Origin of the sequence: Stenotrophomonas maltophilia group sp. Smal13 (genome assembly GCF_030236855.1) — a bacterium.
Lineage (GTDB): Bacteria > Pseudomonadota > Gammaproteobacteria > Xanthomonadales > Xanthomonadaceae > Stenotrophomonas > Stenotrophomonas maltophilia_A.
On record NZ_JASJSQ010000096.1, the window covers coordinates 1 to 19,163 of the forward strand.

The following is a 19,163-nucleotide window of genomic DNA, read 5'->3' on the forward strand; positions in this document are numbered from 1 at the left end:
AATCACCATGAACCGCAAGCTCACCCTGCTCCTCCCGCTGGCCCTGCTGGCCGCCTGCAGCCAGACCCCGGCCCCGGCCGGCACCGGCGGCGACGACGTGGCCCCGGCCGCGGCCAAGGCAGCAGACCAGCAGACGCTGGCGCACCTGGACGCGCAGCGCCTGCAGAGCCAGCACTGGCTGCTGCAGCAGGCCACTGCCGCCGACGGCAAGCGCATCGACGCGCTGTTCGCCCGCGAAGACAAGCCGGTCACCCTGGACTTCGCTGATGGCCGCCTGTCGGTCAGCAACGCCTGCAACCACATGGGTGGCGGCTACACCCTGGCCGACGGCAAGCTGACGGTCAGTGCGATGGCCTCGACCATGATGGCCTGCACCGACAAGGCGCTGATGGCGCTGGACGAGGCCGTGTCGAGCCGCCTGCAGGGCGAGCTGAAGGCCGAGCAGGATGCCGATGGCAAGCTGACCCTGACCAACGCGAAGGGCGACGTGCTGGTGTTCAACCCGGAACCGACCGCTGAAACCCGCTACGGCGGCGCCGGCGAAACCGTATTCCTGGAAGTGGCCGCCAAGACCGAGAAGTGCTCGCACCCGCTGATCCCGGACTACCAGTGCCTGCAGCTGCGTGAAGTGAAGTTCGACGACAAGGGCCTGAAGCAGGGTGAGCCGGGCAAGTTCGAGAACTTCTACGGCAACATCGAGGGTTACACCCACGAGGACGGCGTGCGCAACGTGGTGCGCGTGAAGCGCTACGAAGTGAAGAACCCGCCGGCCGATGCGCCGTCGCAGGCGTACGTGCTGGACATGGTGGTCGAGTCGGCCATCGAGAAGAAGTAAGACGACAGAAGGGCGGCCGCGAGGTCGCCCTTCTTCGTGGTGGGTAGAGCCGGCCGCTGGCCGGCTGCCCCTTTTCATGGTGGCTCGACACTACAGAAGCAAAGCCGGCCAGCGGCCGGCTCTCCCCCATCGCGCCGCTCAGCCCAGCGCCGGGTTCAACGTGTAGGTGCCATGCAGTGCGGCTTCGGCCAGCACGTGGCCGTGCATGGCGCGATATGCGTCGGCGGCAGTGAAGCGCGCCGGAAGCGCCAGCGAGGCCACATCCAGCGCGAACACGCGGAAGAAATAGCGGTGCACGCGTTCGTCGTTGAACGGCGGATACGGGCCGTCATAGCCCAGGTAATCGCCGGCCATGTCCGGGTTGCCCGCAAACCAGCCGGTGAAGTCATTCAGGCCCTGGCGGCTGCCCGCCGGGCCAGCCGGTGCGGTCTTGCCCTTCACCACGAAGCCATCGCTGCAGCTGCCGGCGGCGATCTCCTGCACCGAGGCCGGAATATCGGCCATCACCCAGTGCACGAAGTCGCAGCGCGGCTGGTCGCGCGGCACGGTCATGTCGCTGCGGCCGACCGTTTCCGCAACGGTCGGCACATCCGGGTCCACGCACACCAGCAGGAACGAACGCGTGCCTTCCGGTGCACCGTTCCAGGCCAGGTGCGGATTGCGGTCCGGCGCGAAGCCGGTGGCATCGCCGGCGGCGAACGCGCGGTCGATCGGCGCGCCGTTGGTCAGGCTGTGGCTGCTCAGTTGCATCGGCTTCTCCTTACTCTTCCGGGTAACCCAGGCGCACCGCAATCGGGGTGAGCTTGGCAAAGGCGGCGCTCATCACGTCGCGGTAGTTGCGCCAGTGGCCCGGCGGGAAGCGCGGTGCGCCCAGCTGTGCGGCCGGCGGCATCTGCCGCTCGAACAGGCGTCCCAGCAGCTCGGCCATCGCGTGCGGATCATTGCCGATCTGGTCGATGCGCAGCAGCACGTGCGGATACAGTTCTTCCTCATGCAGGGTGGCAACCTGCGCCAGCCCGCGCGCCAGCCATTCGCTGGCTTCAGCCAGCGAGGTCATCGCCAGCGGAGCGGCAGCGCCGTAGGCCACCCAGTCCAGCAGCATGTCGCGCGGGTCACGCAGCACGAGCACCAGTCGTCCCTGCGGCAGCTGCGGGCGCAGCGCCCACAGCAGGGCGTTGTCCCACCACAGCAGCCAGTCGATGACGGCATCGCCCTGCAGGCCACGCGCCGGCAGCTGCTCGCGCCAGCGCTGCACCAGCCGCTCCGGGGTCAGCACGCCGGAGGCGAGGTCCTGCAGCGTGTGGTAGTTCTGGAATGCATCATCCGGCGGATTGCTGGTGTAGCGGTCGCTGCGCAGCACCGGGCTGGCGGCCGCCAGGCCGGTCGCAACCCGCTCCACACCCGAACCCGGCGCACCCCACAGGAAGATCGGCGCGGAGCTGGCATCACTGTCGATCTCGCCCTTCTCCGGCCAGCTCGGCGGCGCCTTGGCCTGTGGCGGAAGCGGCAGGCGCTGCGGTGCCTGGTCGGCCTGCAGCGCCATCCACGTCTGCAGCGCCTGTTCCGGCTGGCCAGCGCGGTCCTGGATTTCACCCAGCCAGGTACGCAGGTCGGCGCGATGGCCGTCCGGCGCCCTGTCGATCAGCGCCTGCACGCGCGCGATCGCGGCGACCGGATCACGCTGCAGCAGGCCTTCGACCAGGCGTGTTTCGCCACTGACGCGGCCCGGTTCGAGGCTGACGATACGTTCGGCGATGGCTTCGGCCTGTTCGTGTTCGCCCACCATGTCATGCAGGCGCAGGCGTGCTTCCAGTGCCGGCAGATGACCCGGCATCGCGTCCATCCAGCGCTCCACGGTCGCCGCGGCGGTCGGGCTGCCGACTTCTTCCACGGCCAGGCGTGCCAGCCACAGGTCGTGCAGCTGCGGATGCTGTTCCAGGGCAGCGTCCAGGCGCGCGCGGGCCTCGTCTTCGCGGCCCAGGCGCTGCCAGGACATCAGCAGCAGCTGCAGCACCTGGCGGTCGTCGGGGATCGATTCCAGCAACGGCAGCAGATGGTCCAGCGCCTGCAGCGGCTGGCCGCCGCGCAGCGACAGTTCACCGGCCAGGCGACGCATCGACGGCGTATCCATGCCTTCCTGCTGAAGCGCGATCTGCATCGCTTCGGCAGCCGCCTCCAGGTTGCCCTGGCGCAGCGCCAACTGCACTACCAGGCCATGCAGCGAGCTGATGGCCGGGTTCAGCTCCAGCACGCGGCGGAACGCCTGCTCGGCGAAGGCCAGCATGTCCTTGCCCAGGTAGGCGAAGCCCAGTGCGTACAGCACGCGGGTGTCGTTGGGCTGCGCCTGGTTGGCCGCCGACAGCAGCGTCAGCGCACGATCCGGGTCGTCGCGGCGCAGCGCGATCATGCCGTCGATGGTCAGCAGTTCCGGGTGGTCCGGCTCAACGCGCGAGGCCAGCGTGGACAGGCGCTGGGCTTCATCGAAGTCGTTGCGGCCGATCGCCAGGTGCGCCTGCATCAGATAGGCGGCGAATGAGTTCGGGTCAAGCCCGGTGGTACGTGCCAGCGCTTCGTCAGCGCCCTGGTACTGGCGCAGGGCGAGCAGCAGGCCAGCGTGCTGCAGGTGCAGCTGGGCATCATCGGGGGCCAGCTGCAACGCCTGCTGCAGCGCCTCCATCGCATCCTCGGCCTTGCCCTGCTGCTGCAGCGCAAGCGCCAGCCAGCGGTGGGCTTCGGCCTGGCCGGGTTCATCACGGGTCCACGCCTGGGCCAGCTGCACGGCCTGGTCGGCCTGGTTCTGGCGCAACGCTTGGATGATCTGGTCTTGCATGGCGGTCCGGTTCAAGTGCAAACCCGCATTGTAGCGGTCCACGCACCGGTGCCGGTTCAGCCCGCCAGCACCCGCTGCAGGCGCTGCGCCACCCAGCGCTCGGAGAAGCCGTCACCCCGCCAGTTTTCCAGGAAGCCGCAGTGGCCTCCCCAGCAGGCGGTTTCCAGGTGCGCCTGGCGCGGCAGCTGCCAATCGCTGAAGGTCGCGTACGGGATCACCGGGTCGTCCTGCGCCATCAGGATGTCGGCCGGCACCTGCAGGGTGGACAGGCGGTCACCGGCAATCGAATAGCCATCGAAATAGGCCTGCAGCGAGCCGAAGGTGGTGTGCCGTTCGACCAGCCAGGCAGTCAGTGCACGGATGTCCAGCTTCAGCACGCGGTCGTCGCAGTCGCTCAGCTCGGGAAACAGATCGCGCTTGCGGCGCAGCGAGCCGGCCCATTTGCGGCGGAAGTACCAGTCGTACATCGCCGGGCCGTTTTCGATGCTCTCCATCGTCAGCCCCGGGTCCAGCACCGGGCACACCGAGGCCACCCGCAGCAGCGGCACGCCGGCAGCCGGCGCGCGCAGGGCCAGGCGCAGCACGAAGTTGCCACCCAGCGAATAGCCGGCGGCCACCAGCGGCAGCTGCGGCCAGCGCTGGGCGATGTCACCCGCGGCATGCACCACTTCATCGATCAGGTTGGAGTGGAAGATGCCGGGGTTCAGATGGTGGGTGTTGCCATGGTCGCGGAAGTTCAGCCGCACCACATCGAAACCCTGTTCGATCATGCGCGCGGCAGCCATGCGCATGTAACTGGATTCGGCACTGCCCTCCCAGCCATGCAGCAGCAGGGCCATGCCCTTCGGTTCGCGGCCTTCGACATGGCTGTGCCAGCCCTGCAGGCGCACGCCATCACCGCCGTCGAGGATCAGCTCTTCGCTGACCGCACCGGTGGCGGCCAGCAGCAGCAGGCCGCGCTGCAGGCGCATGCGGCTGGAGCTGAGCATCGACTGCAGGTGCGGATTGCGCAGCCAGCGCGGCGGCTGGTAGTCAGTCGCATGCAACGTCGGTGTACCGGCGTCCAGGACGGGTGGCGGGACCAGGGCCACCGTGCCCTCAGCCGGTGCTCATGGCCGCCACGATGCGCGCGCGCGAGGTTTCCGCGATGCGTCGACGGCCTTCCAGGTCCTGGGTACCGATCGGCTCCAGGAAATGCACTTCGGTATGCCGCGCCGGCTCACCCAGCAGGCGCAGGAAATTGGCGGCGAAACTCTCGCCCGGGCCGAATGCCACGATGGTCTGTGCGTCACCCTTGAACCCATAGACCAGCGCCACAGGCTGCACCGGAACACCGGTTTCGACCGCGGCCTGGAAGATGCGGGCATGGAACGGCCCCACTTCATGGCCACCGCGGGTGCGCCCTTCCGGGAACACGCCTACTGCCTTGCCGGCACGCAGGCGATCGGCCATCACCTGCATCACGCCACCGAGCGATTCGGTGTTGCCGCGCTGGTGGAAGATGGTCTGCCCGCGCGCGGCGAGCCAACCGACCAGCGGCCAGCTTGCGATTTCGCGCTTGGCGACGAAGCCCATCATGCGCTGGCTGTGCAGGATGGAGATGTCGACCCAGCTGACATGGTTGGCGACGAACAGCACGGCACCGGGCAAGGGCTGGCCCACCCGTGACAGGCGGAAGCCGAAGATCCACATCAGGCCGCCCTGCCACCAGTTCACCACCTTCGCCCCGAAGGTATCCTCGCCCACGCGCAGCTCGCCCCACGGCGGGAGCATGCCGATCAGGATCAGCGGCAGGAACACGGTGATGTGGACCAACAGCAGCGGTACGCGGTACAGGTAACGGCACACACGCGCCACGCCGCCACGGGGGGCCGGAGTGGGGGAAGTCATCCGCGCACGATACCGGAGCGCCGCAGCAGCTGCCAGCCGATTTAGGCCATAACCGCCATTGACCGGGGCAATCGGCGGGGAACGCTGGGTTCTGCCGCCGTCAACACGCCCGCCGGGGGCTCAACCGTGGCCGGCGGCCACCACCGCCAGGGTCAGCCGAGAGATGCACACCAGCCGGCCCTGCTCGTCTTCGATGCGGATCTCCCACAGCTGGGTGCTGCGGCCGACGTGCAGCGCGCGGGCGGTGCCGGTGACCGTGCCCGAGCGCACGGCGCGCACGTGGTTGGCGTTGATTTCCAGGCCCACGCAGATCTGCTTGCCGGTATCCACGCACAGGTTGCCGGCACTGCTGCCCAGGGTCTCGGCCAGCACCACCGAGGCACCGCCGTGCAGGATGCCGTACGGCTGCCGGGTGCGCTCGTCCACCGGCATGGTGGCCTGCAGCCAGTCTTCGCCCGCAGCGCTGAAGACGATGCCGAGGGATTCGATCGCCGTGTTGCGGCTGAGCGCGTTGAGCTGCTCGATGGAAACGGCTTCGCGGAACACCTGGGTCATGCGGGCACCTTCAGAGGATGGGAACGAGGCCGGCGCCGAATGCAGTCAGCATGCGCACCAGCAGCCACTTCGGGCCGACGTTGACTTCGGGGAAGTCGCCGACGGCGACGTAGCAGTTGTGGAACGCCGGGTCCTGCCGTGGCAGCGGCTGCGGGCAGTCCGGACCGGGCTTGAACTCGTAGTCGGTGGCGTAGCGCCACGGCCAGAAGTCGAGGATCGGCAGCGCTTCGGAGGCTTTGCCGACGCTGTAGTTCAGGCCCGACAACACTGGCGGCTTGGCCCGCGGCGCCACTGTCCACGAGTTCTGCGGATGGGTATCGCGCAGGATGCTCTCGGCCAGCTGCTCGGCAAACACCGGATCGTCGATGATCACCGCGCCTTCGGTGTTGTAGTTCTCGCTGCGCGGATCGAAGTTGTGGGTGCCGACCACGCCGATGCGGCGATCGACCACCAGCGACTTGGCGTGCAGGCCCATGCGGGCGCCCTTGCGGGTGACCGGCAACGGCTTGTTGACCGCCTTGCTGCCCAGGAACGACGGACGCGTCTCGGTGCGCAGCAGGCGCGTTTCCACCTCGCTGCCGGCGGCGCGGCGACGTTCGCGCGCGTTCTGGTAGGCACTGCCGGTACGCGGATGATGCACCGCCACCTGCTTGCGGGGCGCGGCCAGATCCCCGTCGCTGCCACCACCGGCATTGCTGCCAGCGGCGCTGCCGCCGATCAGCGGATTGCGCCCACCGTCGTCGTCGCCTCCGGGCGCGGCGATCGGGTCGGGCAGCAGATTGCGGTAGTCGACCGGTGCATCCAGCGGGAACGGCTTGTACTCGAAGATGTTGAAGCCCAGTTCGCGCATGTTGCGCCGCTTGTACTTGTACGACAGCGCATACACGATCGGGTTGTCGGTGGCCGCCAGGCTGTTGCTGGACACCACCACGCGCGGCGGCTGCGGGCGCTTGCGCAGCTCGCGGAACAGCTTCTGCGCCGGCTTGGACAGCACCAGGTACGGCGTCTGCAGGATCACTTCCTTCTGCGCACCGGCAATGAGTGCGTCCAGCTGCGGCTCGGTCACATGCTGGCCGGCCAGCGGGGCATCGGCCTTCTCGCGGCGGTGCTTGCGCGGAAGGTCGGCGACGTAGCGCACCGAGGCCACCGGCAGCGCGGTATCCACGAAGGAACGGGTGACGAACTCCATGTCATTGGCTTCAGCGCTGACCCGCTGCACCCGCTCCGGGCGGCGGAACGTGGCGGGCGGCAGCACCGGCACGCCTTCGCGCAGCAGGGTGCGGCCCACGTCATTCAGGCGCTCGGCCGGCACGCTGCGCTTGGCGCGCCAGAACGCATCGAAGTTGGCCGCCATCGCCCGCGCTTCCGGGCCGGCGATCATGACGTCGCGATCGCGGAAGTTGTACTCGCGATCCCAGTCGTAATAGTCGTCCTGGTAGTTGCGGCCGCCGACCACGCCGATCGCATCGTCGATCACCAGCAGCTTGTTGTGCATGCGCTGGTTGAAGCGACGGAAGCAGCACAGCACGCTGCCGGCGTAATCGAAGTAGTTCAGCCGGGCCTTGCCGAAGGTCGGGTTGTAGACCCGCAGCTGGAAGTTCTGGTGGGCGCCGGACAATGCGCCGAGGATCTGCAGGTCGGAGATCGCAGAGAGCTGGTCGATCAGCACCCGCACCTTCACCCCGCGCCGCGACGCGGCCAGCAGTTCGTCGATGACCAGCCGCGCGCTGTCGTCCTTGTCGAAGATGTAGGTCTGCAGGTCGATGCTGCGGGTGGCACTGCGCAGCAGGTTCAGGCGCGCCACCAGGGCGCCCTCCCCCTCGTCCAGCAGGGTGGCGTAGTGGCGCGGCTGCTCCGGGGTGGATTCGGTGAACGCCCGGCCGGCCAACGCCCGCAGCGGCGAATCCTGTGCGCAGCGGTCGGCGCGCTGGCAGTCGACCTGGATCGAGCGCGCCTGCACGGCGATCGCTTCGGCGCGGTCGCGCTCGGCATTGGACAGCGATGCACAACCGCTGCCCAGCAACACGGTTGCCAGCGCCAGTACACGCAGCAGGAGGTTCACGGTTTCGGCGCCTCGCTCAGGCGCGCTCGCAATACGAAGGTCACTCGGTCACTCAAGGCAAGCTGCCAGCTGTCCATTCCATACCGGCCTCGCTGCACGGTACCGCGGCTGACGACGTCGCAATCATAGCCGGGTCGGGCGCAATCCGCCTTCTCGACCTTCAGTGTCTCGGGGTGGCTGATCCCGCGCAGGGTCAGCCGCCCGTTGATGTCGCCCCCGTCTTCCACGGTCTCCGGCCAGTACGGCAGCGAGTCGAACTCGACCACCGGGTGGCGGCCTGCGTCGAAGAACTCCTCGCCGCGCATCCAGCCGGTGTAGCGCACCTTGCCGGGGATCTCGACCGAGCGCGTGAACATCTTCAGGTGCACCTGGTGGCGGCCGTCGGAGAGGATCTCGATGCGACCCTCGAAGTGCGGGAACAGGCCTTCGATGCGCTGCCCGAAGCGGGTGCGCACCTCGAAACCGATCTGCGAGCGCTGGGTATCCAGGTGCAGGACCCGGTGCGCTTCAGCGACCACCGGCGGCAAGGGCGTTGGCGGTGGCGCGGCAGCCCAGGCCGCGCCGGAAGCCAGCAGCACGGGCAGCAGAAAGCGGCTGCGCCGCGCCAGGCTCATTGGATCACGGCCACCAGAACGCGTTCAGGCTGGCCACGCCCGGCTCGATCGAGGCCTCGCGCGGGAAGCCGAGCACGGCAATGCCGGCCGGCGGCATGCCGCGATAGTCGCTGCTGGTGCCTTCCGTCATCAACGCCACCAGGCGCTCCAGGCCGGGGTTGTGGCCGACGATCAGCACCCGGTCGAGGTCACGGCGGTCGTCCACCAGCGCCGCCAGGGTGCCGGGGGTAGCCTCGTAGATGCGGTCTTCCAGGCGCTTCTCGACATAGCCGATGGTGCCGAGCACGGCTTCCAGGGTCTCCCGGGTGCGCCGCGCCGGTGAGCACAGCACGCAGTCCGGCAGCAGGTTGTTCTCCTTCAGCCACTTGCCGGCGGCTTCGGCTTCGGCGAGCCCCACCGGCGACAACGGCCGGTCGAGGTCGGCCTGGCCGGGGGTAGCCGGTTCGGCATGGGCATGGCGCAGCAGGATCAGTTCACGCATCGCGGGTTTCCATGAAGAAGAGGATGCAGCAGAAAGAGTGACGCAGGCATCAAAGCTTCAGCCAGGACAGCAGCGGCTCCCAGTCGGCCTGGTGCTCGCGCACCTGGGCCGAGCGGTAGTCGAACAGGCTGCGGCCCAGGCCGGTCATGACCACATAGCTCTGGCTGTCGCGCAGCTGCGCGACCACCGGGTACGGCCATTCACCCAGCATCTGCAGCGCCTGCTGCGAGGTCTGGGTCCATGGTTTGGTACGGTTGAGCACCAGCCCCACCGGCAGCTTGCGGCTGTGCACGCGCGGGTTCTGGGCCAGGCTGTTGAGGAAGCCGACGATCGCTTCTATGTCCAGCGCCGAGGGCAGCACCGGTACCACCACCGCGTCGGCTGCGTCGAGGAAATGGGGAATATCGTCAGCCAGGGCACCGGCCGGCGCATCGATGATGACGGTGTCGGTGCCGTCGGGCAGCTTCTGCGCCCACTGCTTCTTCCGATACACGTCGATGGGGAGCACCGCGCTTTCCAGCCCGGCACGGCGTTGTGCCCAGCGGGTGCTGGAACCCTGCGGGTCGGCATCGGCAATCACCGTGGTCTTGCCCTGCAATGCCGCGTACGCGGCCAGGTGGGTGGCGACGGTGGTCTTGCCCACCCCGCCCTTGGAACCGGCCACCAGGATCGTCTTCATGCCAGCCTCGCTTCCGGGTACGTGCCCCGAGCGTACACCGGTGATGGTGACGGGAGGTAGCGTCGTGCTGAACCAGCGGCCATCGCCTTTGCTATCGTGGCGCCCCCGAAGGATCGAACCGGCATGAGCGAACTGCAGGATCTGAGCGCGTTGATCCGCGCCAATACCCCACTGATCGTCATCGAGACACAGGACGAGGGTCGCATCGTCGAGCTGTTCCGGCAGACGCTGATGCACGTCTGGCGGGCCCTGCACCGCTGGTCGATCACCGAGGGCCTGCGCCGGATCGACCTGGACAGCGAAGACCCGCCGGTCGGGCCGCCCGATGCCAGCGCGGCCCTGCAGATGATCCGCCAGGCCGACCAGCGCGGCGTCTACCTGCTGCTCGATTTCCATCCCTACCTGGGCTATGCCAGCCACCAGCGCGCCCTTCGCGACCTGATCCAGCGCCGCCACAGCGAGCCGCATGTGCTGGTGCTGATCGGTGCCAAAGTGGAGCTGCCGGCCGAGCTGGAAGCGCTGGCGGTGCGCTTCAACCCGCGCCTGCCCGATGCCAATGCCCTGCTGAAGATGCTGCGCGAGGAGGCCGACGCCTATGCGCGCGAGCATGGCGGCCGCCGGGTTGAAGTCGACAGCGAGGCGGTGAAGAAAATCCTGAAGAACCTGCAGGGCCTGAGCCTGGTCGATGCCCGGCGCATCGCGCGCCAGCTGATCTACGCCGATGGCGCACTGCGCGACGACGACCTGCCACAGCTGGCGCGGCTGAAGTTCGAGCTGCTCAACCGCAGCGGCCACCTGTTCTTCGAGCATGACAGCGCGCGCTTCGGCGATGTGGCCGGCGCCAACCGGCTCAAGCGCTGGATCAACCAGCGGCGCGTGGCCTTCATTGCCGGCTCCGCCCCGGCCGGGCTGGACCCGCCGCGCGGCATGCTGCTGCTGGGTGTACAGGGCTGTGGCAAGTCGATGCTGGCCAAGGCCACCGCCGCCGGCTTCGGCGTGCCCCTGCTGCGCCTGGACGTGGGCGCGCTGTACAACAAGTACCACGGCGAGACCGAAGCCAACCTGCGCCAGGCACTGGCCTCGGCCGAACAACTCGCGCCCTGCGTGCTGTGGATGGACGAGATCGAGAAGGGCCTGGCCAGCGGAGGCGAGGACGGCGGCGTGTCACGCCGCGTGCTCGGTTACCTGCTGACCTGGATGGCCGAACGCAAAGCGCCGGTGTTCATCGTCGCCACCGCCAACCAGGTGCACGAGCTGCCCGCCGAGCTGCTGCGCAAGGGCCGCTTCGACGAGATCTTCTTCGTCGATCTGCCCTCGCCCGACGTGCGCGTGGAACTGCTGCGGCTGCACCTGGGCCGGCGCCAGCTCAACGCCGACGACTTCGCACTGCCCGCGCTGGCGGCGGCCGCCAATGGTTTTTCCGGCGCCGAGATCGAGCAGGCGATCGTGGCTGGCCTGTATGCGGCGCATGCCGAGGGCCGGCCACTGGACACCGAGCTGCTGATGACCGAGATCCGCGCCACCCGACCGCTGTCGGTGCTGATGGCAGAGCAGGTAGAAGCACTGCGTGCGTGGGCGTCGGGGCGGACGGTTTCCGCGGACGACTGAGGGGTTTCCAGCGAACGGCGCAGCCCCTCGTGGCGGCTGGTTGACTGTGGACATCAAAAGCCGCGCTTGGCCGGGCGGGATGGATTCGCGGGGGACGCCGTCAACCCGTCCATGGGGGCTTGGCCGCGGCATCCATGCCGCGGACACCCCCGCGAACCCATCCCGCCCGGCCTCTGACAATTTCCGAGTGCGTCCGCCACGGAAAAGAAAAAAGAAAAGCAGAAGCAAAAGCCGGTTGGTTGGCCGCCTTCTGTAGCCGAGCCCACACTCGGCTGCTCTTCGATCAGATATCGAATAGTCGATTCCGTTACAGATTCATCCACGCATGGCGTGGATCTACCGTGTCGACCAAGGTCGACACCTACCAGCAGCAGGGAACTGTCGGAGGCGGGGCGGTGTGGGTTGGCAGGACCGTTGGCGCCATGGATGGCGCCATCGAGCCCCCATGGACGGGTTTACGGCGTGTCCTGCCAACCCACACCGCCCTGCCATCCCACAGATTGCCCGCTGTTGCTGTTGCTGTTGCTGTTGCTTTGGCTGTTGCCTCTGCGGGTGCCGGGTGCAACCCGGCCGAACCCCTTCCCTCAGGGCCAGGCAGGTGGTGCGGCCGCCCAGGCCTGCTGCACCTCGGCCAGCGACGCGCGCTCATCCTCACGCCACTGCGGCAGCAGCTGCCCATAGTTGGCCGTGGTACTCCACTGCGTCGGCTCGGTGCGTACCGCAGCCGCATACCACTGCACCGCCTCCTGCTTCTGCCCCATCCGCCACAATGCCAACGCATAGGTCGGTGGCACCCAGGTGGGCTTCGTACGGGCGTTGCTGGCCGATACCAGCCACTGTTCCAGCGCCGCCTCCGGCTTGCCCTGGCGCAGCAGGTCCCAACCGTAGTTCCAGCGCACGCTGCGGCCGCTGCTGCTCTGTGCCGGCGCCTCTTTCATCGCCTCGCCATACAGCTGCTCGGCCAGCTCGCCACGGCCCTGCGCGCCGGCCACCGATGCCAGCTGCACCGTCGCTTCCACCGCGCGGCGGCCGCGCTCACGCAGCTTGACCAGCTGGGCCACCAGCTCATCGCCCTCGCCCTGCACCGCCACCATCGGCGTTGCCGCCAGGTCGTTGTCGAAGTAGAACTCCTGTGGTGCCGGCACAGCCGGCGCGGCCCACGCAGTGGCCACTCCCGAGGCCAGCAGCACGCTGGCCAGGATCTTTCCTGGAACTGACATCCCTTCTCCCCAGGCCGCAACTGCAGCCTCCCTCTCTCTCCCCGATCCTAACCCCAGCACCGCCGCGGGCGCGAGTGCCGGGGCCTCGCGGCCCCGCTGCTACAATTCGCGCCTTTCCCGCCGCGTGCCTGCACGCGGCCGGTGCCAGCCGATCCTACCGGGCCAGCCATGACCAGTACTGCGCAACTCACTTCGCCCTCGTCCGCCGACCTGCTCGACCGTGATTACACGCTCGACCACAAGTACACCCGCAGCGAGGGGCGGATCTATCTGAGTGGCGTGCAGGCGCTGGTGCGGCTGCCGCTGATGCAGCGGCTGCGCGACGCCGCCGAAGGCATCGACAGCGCCGGCTTTGTCAGCGGCTACCGTGGCAGCCCGCTGGGTGGCTTCGACCTGGAGCTGTGGCGCGCGCGCAAGCACCTTGAAGCAGCCAAGGTGAAGTTCACCCCGGGCCTGAACGAGGACCTGGGCGCCACCATGGTGTGGGGCACGCAGCAGACCAACCTGTTCCCCGGCGCCAACGTGCAGGGCGTGTTCGGCATGTGGTACGGCAAGGGCCCGGGCGTGGACCGCTGCGGCGACGTGTTCAAGCACGCCAATGCCGCCGGCACCTCGCGCTACGGCGGCGTGCTGGCGCTGGCTGCCGACGACCATGCCTGCCGCAGCTCGACGCTGCCGCACGGCAGCGAGGACGAATTCGTCAGCGCGATGATGCCGGTGCTGAACCCGGCCGGCGTGCAGGACATCCTCGACATGGGCCTGCTGGGCTGGGCGATGAGCCGCTATACCGGCCGCTGGGTCGGCTTCAAGACGATCGCCGAGACGGTGGAATCGTCGGCGTCGGTGCAGGTCGATCCGATGGCGCGCCGCATCGTGCTGCCGGAAGACTTCGAGATGCCGTCGGGTGGCCTCAACATCCGCTGGCCAGACCCGCCGCTGGACCAGGAAATGCGCCTGCACCGCTATGCGGTGAAGGCCGCACAGGCCTTTGCCCGCGCCAACGGCATCGACAAGGTGGTGATGGATGCGCCGCGCGCACGGCTGGGCATCGTCACCACCGGCAAGAGCTACCTGGACGTGCTGCAGGCGCTGGAGTACCTGGGCCTGGACGAAGCCGCGTGCGCCGACATCGGCATCCGCGTGTACAAGGTCGGCATGACCTGGCCGCTGGAACCGCAGGGCATCGCGCGCTTCGCGCAGGGCCTGGAAGACATCATCGTGGTGGAGGAGAAGCGTGCCTTCATCGAGCGCCAGATGAAGGAACAGTTCTTCAACTGGCCGGCCAGCTGGGGCCAGCGCCCGTCCATCGTCGGCAAGTACGATGAAAGCGGCGAATGGATCCTGCCGTCCACCGGTGAGCTGACGCCGGCCACCATCGCCGGCGTGATCGGTCGCCGCATCCAGAAGTTCTTCAACAACGAATCGATCGAGCAGCGCCTGCAGTGGATGCAGGAGAAGGAAGCCGAGCTTGCGTTGCCGCGCGCCAGCTTCCCGCGCGTACCGCACTACTGCTCGGGCTGCCCGCACAACACCTCTACCCAGGTGCCGGAAGGCTCGCGGGCGCTGGCCGGCATCGGTTGCCACTACATGGTGACCTGGATGGACCGCAGCACCGACACCTTCACTCACATGGGCGGCGAAGGCGTGACCTGGGCCGGGCAGGCGCCGTTCACCGACACCCCGCACGTATTCCAGAATCTGGGCGACGGCACCTATTTCCACAGCGGCTCGCTGGCGATCCGCCAGGCGGTCGCCGCCGGCGTCAACATCACCTACAAGATCCTCTACAACGACGCGGTGGCGATGACCGGCGGCCAGCCGGTGGACGGCCCGCTGAGCGTGCCGGACATCGCAAAGCAGATGCGCGCCGAAGGCATCCACACCATCGTGGTGCTGTCGGACAACATCGGCAAGTGGACCGGCCAGCGCGAGCACTTCCCCAGCGACGTCGAGTTCCACGACCGCAGCGAGCTGGATGAGGTGCAGAAGCGCCTGCGCGAGGTGAAGGGTATTTCGATCCTGATCTACGAACAGACCTGCGCCACCGAGAAGCGCCGCCGCCGCAAGCGCGGCAAGCTGGAAGATCCGCAGAAGCGCGTGCTGATCAATTCGCTGGTCTGCGAAGGCTGCGGTGACTGCGGCAAGAAGAGCTTCTGCGTGTCGGTGCTACCGAAGGAAACCGAGTTCGGGCGCAAGCGCGAGATCGATCAGTCCAACTGCAACAAGGACTATTCCTGCGTGAACGGTTTCTGCCCGAGCTTCGTCACCGTGCACGGTGGCCAGCCGCGCAAGGGCAGCAAGCGCGATGCTTCCACCCTGCTGGACAACCTGCCGGCACCGGCCATCCGCGGCACCCTCGAACAGCCCTGGAACATCCTGATCACCGGCGTCGGCGGTACCGGCGTGGTGACCATCGGCGCGCTGCTGGGCATGGCCGGCCACCTGGAAGGCAAGGGTGCGACCGTGCTCGACCAGACCGGCCTGGCACAGAAGGGCGGCGCGGTGACCACGCACATCCGCATCGCCCGTCGTCCCGAAGACATCCACGCCGTGCGCATCGCCGCCGGTGAGGCTGACCTGGTGGTGGGCTGCGACATGGTGGTGGTCAACGACTACTGGGCCCTGTCGAAGGTGCGTGCCGGCCGTTCGCAGGTGGTGCTGAACACCTACGAAGCGATGCCCGGTACCTTCACCACCCGCCCGGACATGCAGTTCCCCGCCGCCGACATCGTGGCCGGTGTGCGCGTGGCGCTGGGCGGCCAGGAGCCGTTGCTGCTGGATGCCACCCAGCTGGCCACCGCGCTGCTGGGCGATGCGATCGCCGCCAACCTGTTCATCCTCGGCTATGCCTGGCAGCAGGGCCTGGTGCCGCTGTCGTTCGAGTCGCTGATGCGCGCCATCGAGCTCAACGGTGCGGCCGTGGCGATGAACCAGCAGGCCTTCGCCTGGGGCCGCCTGGCCGTGGTCGACCCGCAGGCCGTGCAGCAGGCCGCCGGCCTGGTGCGCAACCGGCACACCGATACCGAATCCACTCCGGGCCCGCTGCACCCGCTGCCGCCGGGCGAGTGGGAGGGCAACGAATGGGGTGCCACCGCCGCACCGCGCAACACCGGCGACGAACGCGAACTGCGTGGCCTGCCCTCGCACGGTGGCGATGTTGCGTTCCTGCCGCTGGACGACGCCCGCCTGTCGCGCTCGCTGGATGAAATGATCGAGCGCCGCGCCGCGTTCCTGGTCGAGTACCAGGACGCTGCCTACGCCAACCGCTACCGCAGCCTGGTCGAGCGCGTGCGCGCCGCCGAAGCCGACCGCATCGGCGGTTCCACCGCGCTGACCGAGACCGTAGCCCGTTACCTGTTCAAGCTGATGGCCTACAAGGACGAGTACGAAGTGGCCCGCCTGTATACCAGTGGCGACTTCCAGCGCCGCCTGCAGCAGCAGTTCGAGGGCGATTACCAGCTGCGCTTCCACCTGGCACCGCCGCTGTTCGCCAGGAAGGACGAGCAGGGCCGGCTGCTGAAGAAGGAATACGGCCCGTGGATGTTCAAGGCCTTCGGCCTGCTGGCCAAGCTGAAGTTCCTTCGCGGCGGCCGGCTTGATGTGTTCGGTCGCACCGAGGAACGCCGCATGGAGCGCAAGCTGATCGGCGATTACGAGGCCACCGTGCAGCTGCTGCTGGACGGCCTGGATGACGACCGCCTGGCGCTGGCGGTGGAAATCGCCAGCGTGCCCGAGCACATCCGCGGCTTCGGCCACGTCAAGGAAGCGCATTTCGAGCAGGCCAAGGCGCGCGAAGCCGCCCTGCTGGCGCAGTGGCGGAACCCAAAGGCGCTGCACATCGTGCAGGTGGCTTGAGCACCGCTGACGGCACGAAAGCAACCTATTGATTGCATATTGAGATAGCAATCGATAGGTTGCCTCCAGCGAAGGAAAGAGATAGGTTGCTTGTCGTAATGCAACCTATCCTTTGCGTACACGTTCGCGTACGGTCACTTTCTAGGGGACTGCCGATATGGACAGGCCGCTGCACACGGTGAGGACACCTCAACAACTGGCACCGCTGATGCGTGCGTTCAGGCGCCAGGCGGGCCTGAGCCAGGCGCAGTTGGCGGCACAGCTCGGCATAAGCCGCCAGGCAGTAGGCGCATTGGAGCGCGACCCGGCATCGGCAAGCTTCGAACGGCTGATGCGGGTCTGGGCAGTGCTGGGTCTGGAAGTCAGATTGCAGCAGCGAAGCCCCCCGGAGACAACGTCAACGTTGGAGTGGTGAGCCATGGGTACGCTGCGGGTCTGGATGAATGGTGTCGAGGTCGCGCTCTGGGATGATGTCCGGAGCGGCTCTTCCCGGCTTTCGTACGTCGACTCGTGGATCAGCTCCGCCCAGTCCCGGCCGTTGTCACTCTCACTGCCCCTGCTCCCGGAGGGTGAGAGCCATCGGGGCGATGTCGTCAACAACTACTTCGACAACCTTCTTCCCGACAACGCCGTCATCCGCAACCGGATCCGCGACAGGTTCTCCACGCGCAGCAGCGACACATTCGATCTTCTCGAAGCCATTGGCCGGGATTGCGTCGGCGCAGTGCAACTGCTGCCGCTTTCGCATACACCGGGGGACATCCAGCAGATTACGTGCGAAGCGTTGGACGAATCAGGCGTCGCTGCGATCCTGCGTCAGGTGACGGCAGGGAATCTACCTGGCGCACCCACCAGTGATGATGCGTTCCGCATATCCATCGCCGGTGCGCAGGAGAAGACGGGACTTCTGCTGCATGCTGGCCAGTGGTGCATTCCTACCGGCAGTACCCCATCCACCCATATCTTCAAGCTGCCGCTTGGCATTGTGGGCAACATGCGGGCGGACATGCACCAATCCGTCGAGAACGAATGGCTGTGCATGCAACTGCTTTCCGCCTTTGGAATCCCCGTTGCGAATACGCAGATGGGACGCTTCAAGGACGAACGCGCGCTTATTGTGGAGCGATTCGACCGCCGCCTTTCTGCGGATCGCCGGTGGTGGCTGCGGCTGCCGCAGGAAGACATGTGCCAGGTCTTCGGTCTGCCCGCTGCCAGGAAGTATGAATCCGATGGCGGCCCAGGCATCGTGACCATCATGGATCTGCTTCGACAATCCGAGCATTTCGAGGATCGGGCGACCTTCTTCAAGACGCAGATTCTTTTCTGGATGTTGGCTGCAACCGATGGACATGCCAAGAACTTCAGTGTTTACCTCGAAGCCGGTGGACGCTTCCGCCTGACACCCGTCTACGACGTATTGTCGGTGCATCCCATCCTGGGTAGGGGGCCAAACCAGCTCGACCCGCGGAATGCACAGCTCGCCATGTCCGTCCAGGGCAAGAATCGCCACCGGAAGCTGCACCTTGTGCGACGACGCCATTGGAACGAAACCGCACGCGCCTGTGGTGTCGCTGATGGTGCGGAGCCGTGGATCGAAGCGCTGATCGCAGCCGTCGAACCCGCCATCGAGCAGGTCACGCGTCAGCTCCCAAGTGATTTCCCCGTAAACGTGTCCGAACCCATTTTCAACGGGCTGCGCGCTGCGGCGGCACGCCTTTCCAGCATGTCGCCGGACGCCTGATCACCCCAGCCGCCACAGCAGCAACCGGTTGTTGGCCGGCATCGCCACATCACCCAGGCGGGTGAAGCCGTTGTCCGCCGCCAGCGCCTGCACCGCTTCCACATCGCGGATGCCGCTGCGTGGATCACGCGCCTTCAGCCAGGCATCGAACTGCGCGTTGCTGTCGCTGGTGTAGCGACCGCCGTAGTTGAACGGGCCGTACACCGCCAGCAGCGCACCATGCCGCAGCACCGACGGCAGCGCGGCGAACAGCGCCTGCACATGCTCCCAGCCCATGATGTGCAACGTGTTGGCACTGAATGCGGCATCGAACGTGCTGCCCTCGGGCAACGACAGGCCCGGCGCCGGGGGTAGTTCCACCTGCAGTGCCAGCGGCGGCAGCAGATTCAGCAACGCCGCCTCCGCGCGCCAGGCCTCGATGCCGGGCAGATGGTCCGGATGATCGCTGGGCTGCCAGCGCAGCCATGGCCAGCGCTCGGCGAAGAACGCCGCGTGCTGGCCGGTGCCACTGCCGATCTCCAGCAGCCGATGGCGGTCGCCCATCCACGGGTCGAGTGCGGTGGCGATGGGTTCGCGGTTGCGCTCGCAGGCTTCTGAATACGGCTTGCTCGACATCAGGGACGGTGTCCAGGCGGGGTCGGCCCCATTGTGCACGAGGGGGTGTCTGCAGGGCTTGCAGCCCTGCACCCGCAGGAGCCGGAGCAACAGCAACAGCCAAAGCAACTGCAACAGCGGGCTTCCTGGGGGATGGCGGGGTGGGTCCGGTTGCGGGGGACGCCGTGAATCCCCCTCC

General features: G+C 67.5%; 16 protein-coding genes. 5 read left to right on the forward strand and 11 right to left on the reverse strand.

The features are described from left to right. The first annotated feature begins 7 nt into the window (after positions 1-7). A complete protein-coding gene (locus QRO95_RS21620) occupies positions 8-835 on the forward strand; it encodes an META and DUF4377 domain-containing protein (RefSeq protein WP_285303454.1) in 828 nt (275 codons plus the stop codon). Between the two features lie 138 nt (positions 836-973). On the opposite strand, the gene QRO95_RS21625 is transcribed toward QRO95_RS21620, so the two are convergent. The 9 genes from QRO95_RS21625 to QRO95_RS21665 form a co-directional block, all read right to left on the reverse strand. After that, positions 974-1,585, reverse strand: a complete 612-nt coding sequence (locus tag QRO95_RS21625) for a YbhB/YbcL family Raf kinase inhibitor-like protein (RefSeq protein ID WP_132808729.1) — start codon at positions 1,583-1,585, stop codon at positions 974-976. A gap of 10 nt (positions 1,586-1,595) precedes the next feature. Continuing rightward, entirely contained in the window at positions 1,596-3,665 is a 2,070-nt protein-coding gene (locus QRO95_RS21630; RefSeq protein ID WP_049398186.1) for a lipopolysaccharide assembly protein LapB, read from the reverse strand. Positions 3,666-3,721: 56 nt separating this feature from the next. Next, positions 3,722-4,711 carry a YheT family hydrolase gene (locus QRO95_RS21635; RefSeq protein ID WP_050509830.1) on the reverse strand — a complete coding sequence of 330 codons (990 nt, stop codon included), beginning with the start codon at positions 4,709-4,711 and terminating at the stop codon, positions 3,722-3,724. Positions 4,712-4,763: 52 nt separating this feature from the next. Continuing rightward, the gene (locus tag QRO95_RS21640) at positions 4,764-5,555 is read right to left on the reverse strand and encodes a 1-acyl-sn-glycerol-3-phosphate acyltransferase (RefSeq protein ID WP_032128720.1); all 792 of its coding nucleotides are present in this window, start codon (positions 5,553-5,555) and stop codon (positions 4,764-4,766) included. A gap of 120 nt (positions 5,556-5,675) precedes the next feature. After that, positions 5,676-6,110 carry a hotdog fold thioesterase gene (locus QRO95_RS21645; protein ID WP_032128719.1) on the reverse strand — a complete coding sequence of 145 codons (435 nt, stop codon included), beginning with the start codon at positions 6,108-6,110 and terminating at the stop codon, positions 5,676-5,678. Between the two features lie 10 nt (positions 6,111-6,120). Continuing rightward, positions 6,121-8,172 (reverse strand): phospholipase D family protein, encoded by a 2,052-nt coding sequence (locus QRO95_RS21650; protein WP_049462234.1) that lies wholly within the window; start codon positions 8,170-8,172, stop codon positions 6,121-6,123. Then, positions 8,169-8,786, reverse strand: coding sequence for a YceI family protein (locus tag QRO95_RS21655; RefSeq protein ID WP_197615241.1), 618 nt, complete (start codon positions 8,784-8,786; stop codon positions 8,169-8,171). The genes QRO95_RS21650 and QRO95_RS21655 overlap by 4 nt, the downstream gene beginning before the upstream one ends. Positions 8,787-8,790: 4 nt before the next feature. Continuing rightward, the gene (locus QRO95_RS21660) at positions 8,791-9,267 is read right to left on the reverse strand and encodes a histidine phosphatase family protein (protein WP_005407539.1); all 477 of its coding nucleotides are present in this window, start codon (positions 9,265-9,267) and stop codon (positions 8,791-8,793) included. A gap of 49 nt (positions 9,268-9,316) precedes the next feature. Next, entirely contained in the window at positions 9,317-9,946 is a 630-nt protein-coding gene (locus QRO95_RS21665) for a ParA family protein (protein WP_285303452.1), read from the reverse strand. A 123-nt stretch (positions 9,947-10,069) separates the two neighbouring features. Here QRO95_RS21665 and QRO95_RS21670 point away from each other — a divergent pair, with 123 nt between their 5' ends. Continuing rightward, positions 10,070-11,554, forward strand: a complete 1,485-nt coding sequence (locus tag QRO95_RS21670; RefSeq protein WP_049398189.1) for an AAA family ATPase — start codon at positions 10,070-10,072, stop codon at positions 11,552-11,554. Positions 11,555-12,138: 584 nt separating this feature from the next. Here the strand turns inward: QRO95_RS21670 and QRO95_RS21675 are convergent. Further along, the gene (locus tag QRO95_RS21675; protein ID WP_032128715.1) at positions 12,139-12,774 is read right to left on the reverse strand and encodes a M48 family metallopeptidase; all 636 of its coding nucleotides are present in this window, start codon (positions 12,772-12,774) and stop codon (positions 12,139-12,141) included. Between the two features lie 168 nt (positions 12,775-12,942). Here QRO95_RS21675 and QRO95_RS21680 point away from each other — a divergent pair, with 168 nt between their 5' ends. The 3 genes from QRO95_RS21680 to QRO95_RS21690 all read left to right on the forward strand — a co-directional run bounded on the left by QRO95_RS21680 (position 12,943) and on the right by QRO95_RS21690 (position 18,370). After that, positions 12,943-16,629, forward strand: coding sequence for an indolepyruvate ferredoxin oxidoreductase family protein (locus tag QRO95_RS21680; RefSeq protein WP_285303453.1), 3,687 nt, complete (start codon positions 12,943-12,945; stop codon positions 16,627-16,629). A 157-nt stretch (positions 16,630-16,786) separates the two neighbouring features. Then, positions 16,787-17,044 (forward strand): helix-turn-helix transcriptional regulator, encoded by a 258-nt coding sequence (locus QRO95_RS21685; RefSeq protein ID WP_004134030.1) that lies wholly within the window; start codon positions 16,787-16,789, stop codon positions 17,042-17,044. A gap of 3 nt (positions 17,045-17,047) precedes the next feature. Next, positions 17,048-18,370 carry a type II toxin-antitoxin system HipA family toxin gene (locus tag QRO95_RS21690; RefSeq protein ID WP_071228824.1) on the forward strand — a complete coding sequence of 441 codons (1,323 nt, stop codon included), beginning with the start codon at positions 17,048-17,050 and terminating at the stop codon, positions 18,368-18,370. On the opposite strand, the gene QRO95_RS21695 is transcribed toward QRO95_RS21690, so the two are convergent. Continuing rightward, positions 18,371-18,985, reverse strand: coding sequence for a DUF938 domain-containing protein (locus tag QRO95_RS21695; protein ID WP_049421091.1), 615 nt, complete (start codon positions 18,983-18,985; stop codon positions 18,371-18,373). Positions 18,986-19,163 lie beyond the last annotated feature (178 nt).

Bases quoted from the DNA above. Each gene is read 5' to 3' on its own strand.
- QRO95_RS21630 (WP_049398186.1), bottom strand. From the start codon at position 3,665: ATGCAAGACCAGATCATCCAAGCGTTGCGCCAGAACCAGGCCGACCAG.
- QRO95_RS21690 (WP_071228824.1), top strand. From the start codon at position 17,048: ATGGGTACGCTGCGGGTCTGGATGAATGGTGTCGAGGTCGCGCTCTGG.
- QRO95_RS21665 (WP_285303452.1), bottom strand. From the start codon at position 9,946: ATGAAGACGATCCTGGTGGCCGGTTCCAAGGGCGGGGTGGGCAAGACC.
- QRO95_RS21695 (WP_049421091.1), bottom strand. From the start codon at position 18,985: ATGTCGAGCAAGCCGTATTCAGAAGCCTGCGAGCGCAACCGCGAACCC.
- QRO95_RS21625 (WP_132808729.1), bottom strand. From the start codon at position 1,585: ATGCAACTGAGCAGCCACAGCCTGACCAACGGCGCGCCGATCGACCGC.
- QRO95_RS21680 (WP_285303453.1), top strand. From the start codon at position 12,943: ATGACCAGTACTGCGCAACTCACTTCGCCCTCGTCCGCCGACCTGCTC.
- QRO95_RS21645 (WP_032128719.1), bottom strand. From the start codon at position 6,110: ATGACCCAGGTGTTCCGCGAAGCCGTTTCCATCGAGCAGCTCAACGCG.
- QRO95_RS21640 (WP_032128720.1), bottom strand. From the start codon at position 5,555: ATGACTTCCCCCACTCCGGCCCCCCGTGGCGGCGTGGCGCGTGTGTGC.
- QRO95_RS21675 (WP_032128715.1), bottom strand. From the start codon at position 12,774: ATGTCAGTTCCAGGAAAGATCCTGGCCAGCGTGCTGCTGGCCTCGGGA.
- QRO95_RS21620 (WP_285303454.1), top strand. From the start codon at position 8: ATGAACCGCAAGCTCACCCTGCTCCTCCCGCTGGCCCTGCTGGCCGCC.
- QRO95_RS21655 (WP_197615241.1), bottom strand. From the start codon at position 8,786: ATGAGCCTGGCGCGGCGCAGCCGCTTTCTGCTGCCCGTGCTGCTGGCT.
- QRO95_RS21660 (WP_005407539.1), bottom strand. From the start codon at position 9,267: ATGCGTGAACTGATCCTGCTGCGCCATGCCCATGCCGAACCGGCTACC.
- QRO95_RS21685 (WP_004134030.1), top strand. From the start codon at position 16,787: ATGGACAGGCCGCTGCACACGGTGAGGACACCTCAACAACTGGCACCG.
- QRO95_RS21670 (WP_049398189.1), top strand. From the start codon at position 10,070: ATGAGCGAACTGCAGGATCTGAGCGCGTTGATCCGCGCCAATACCCCA.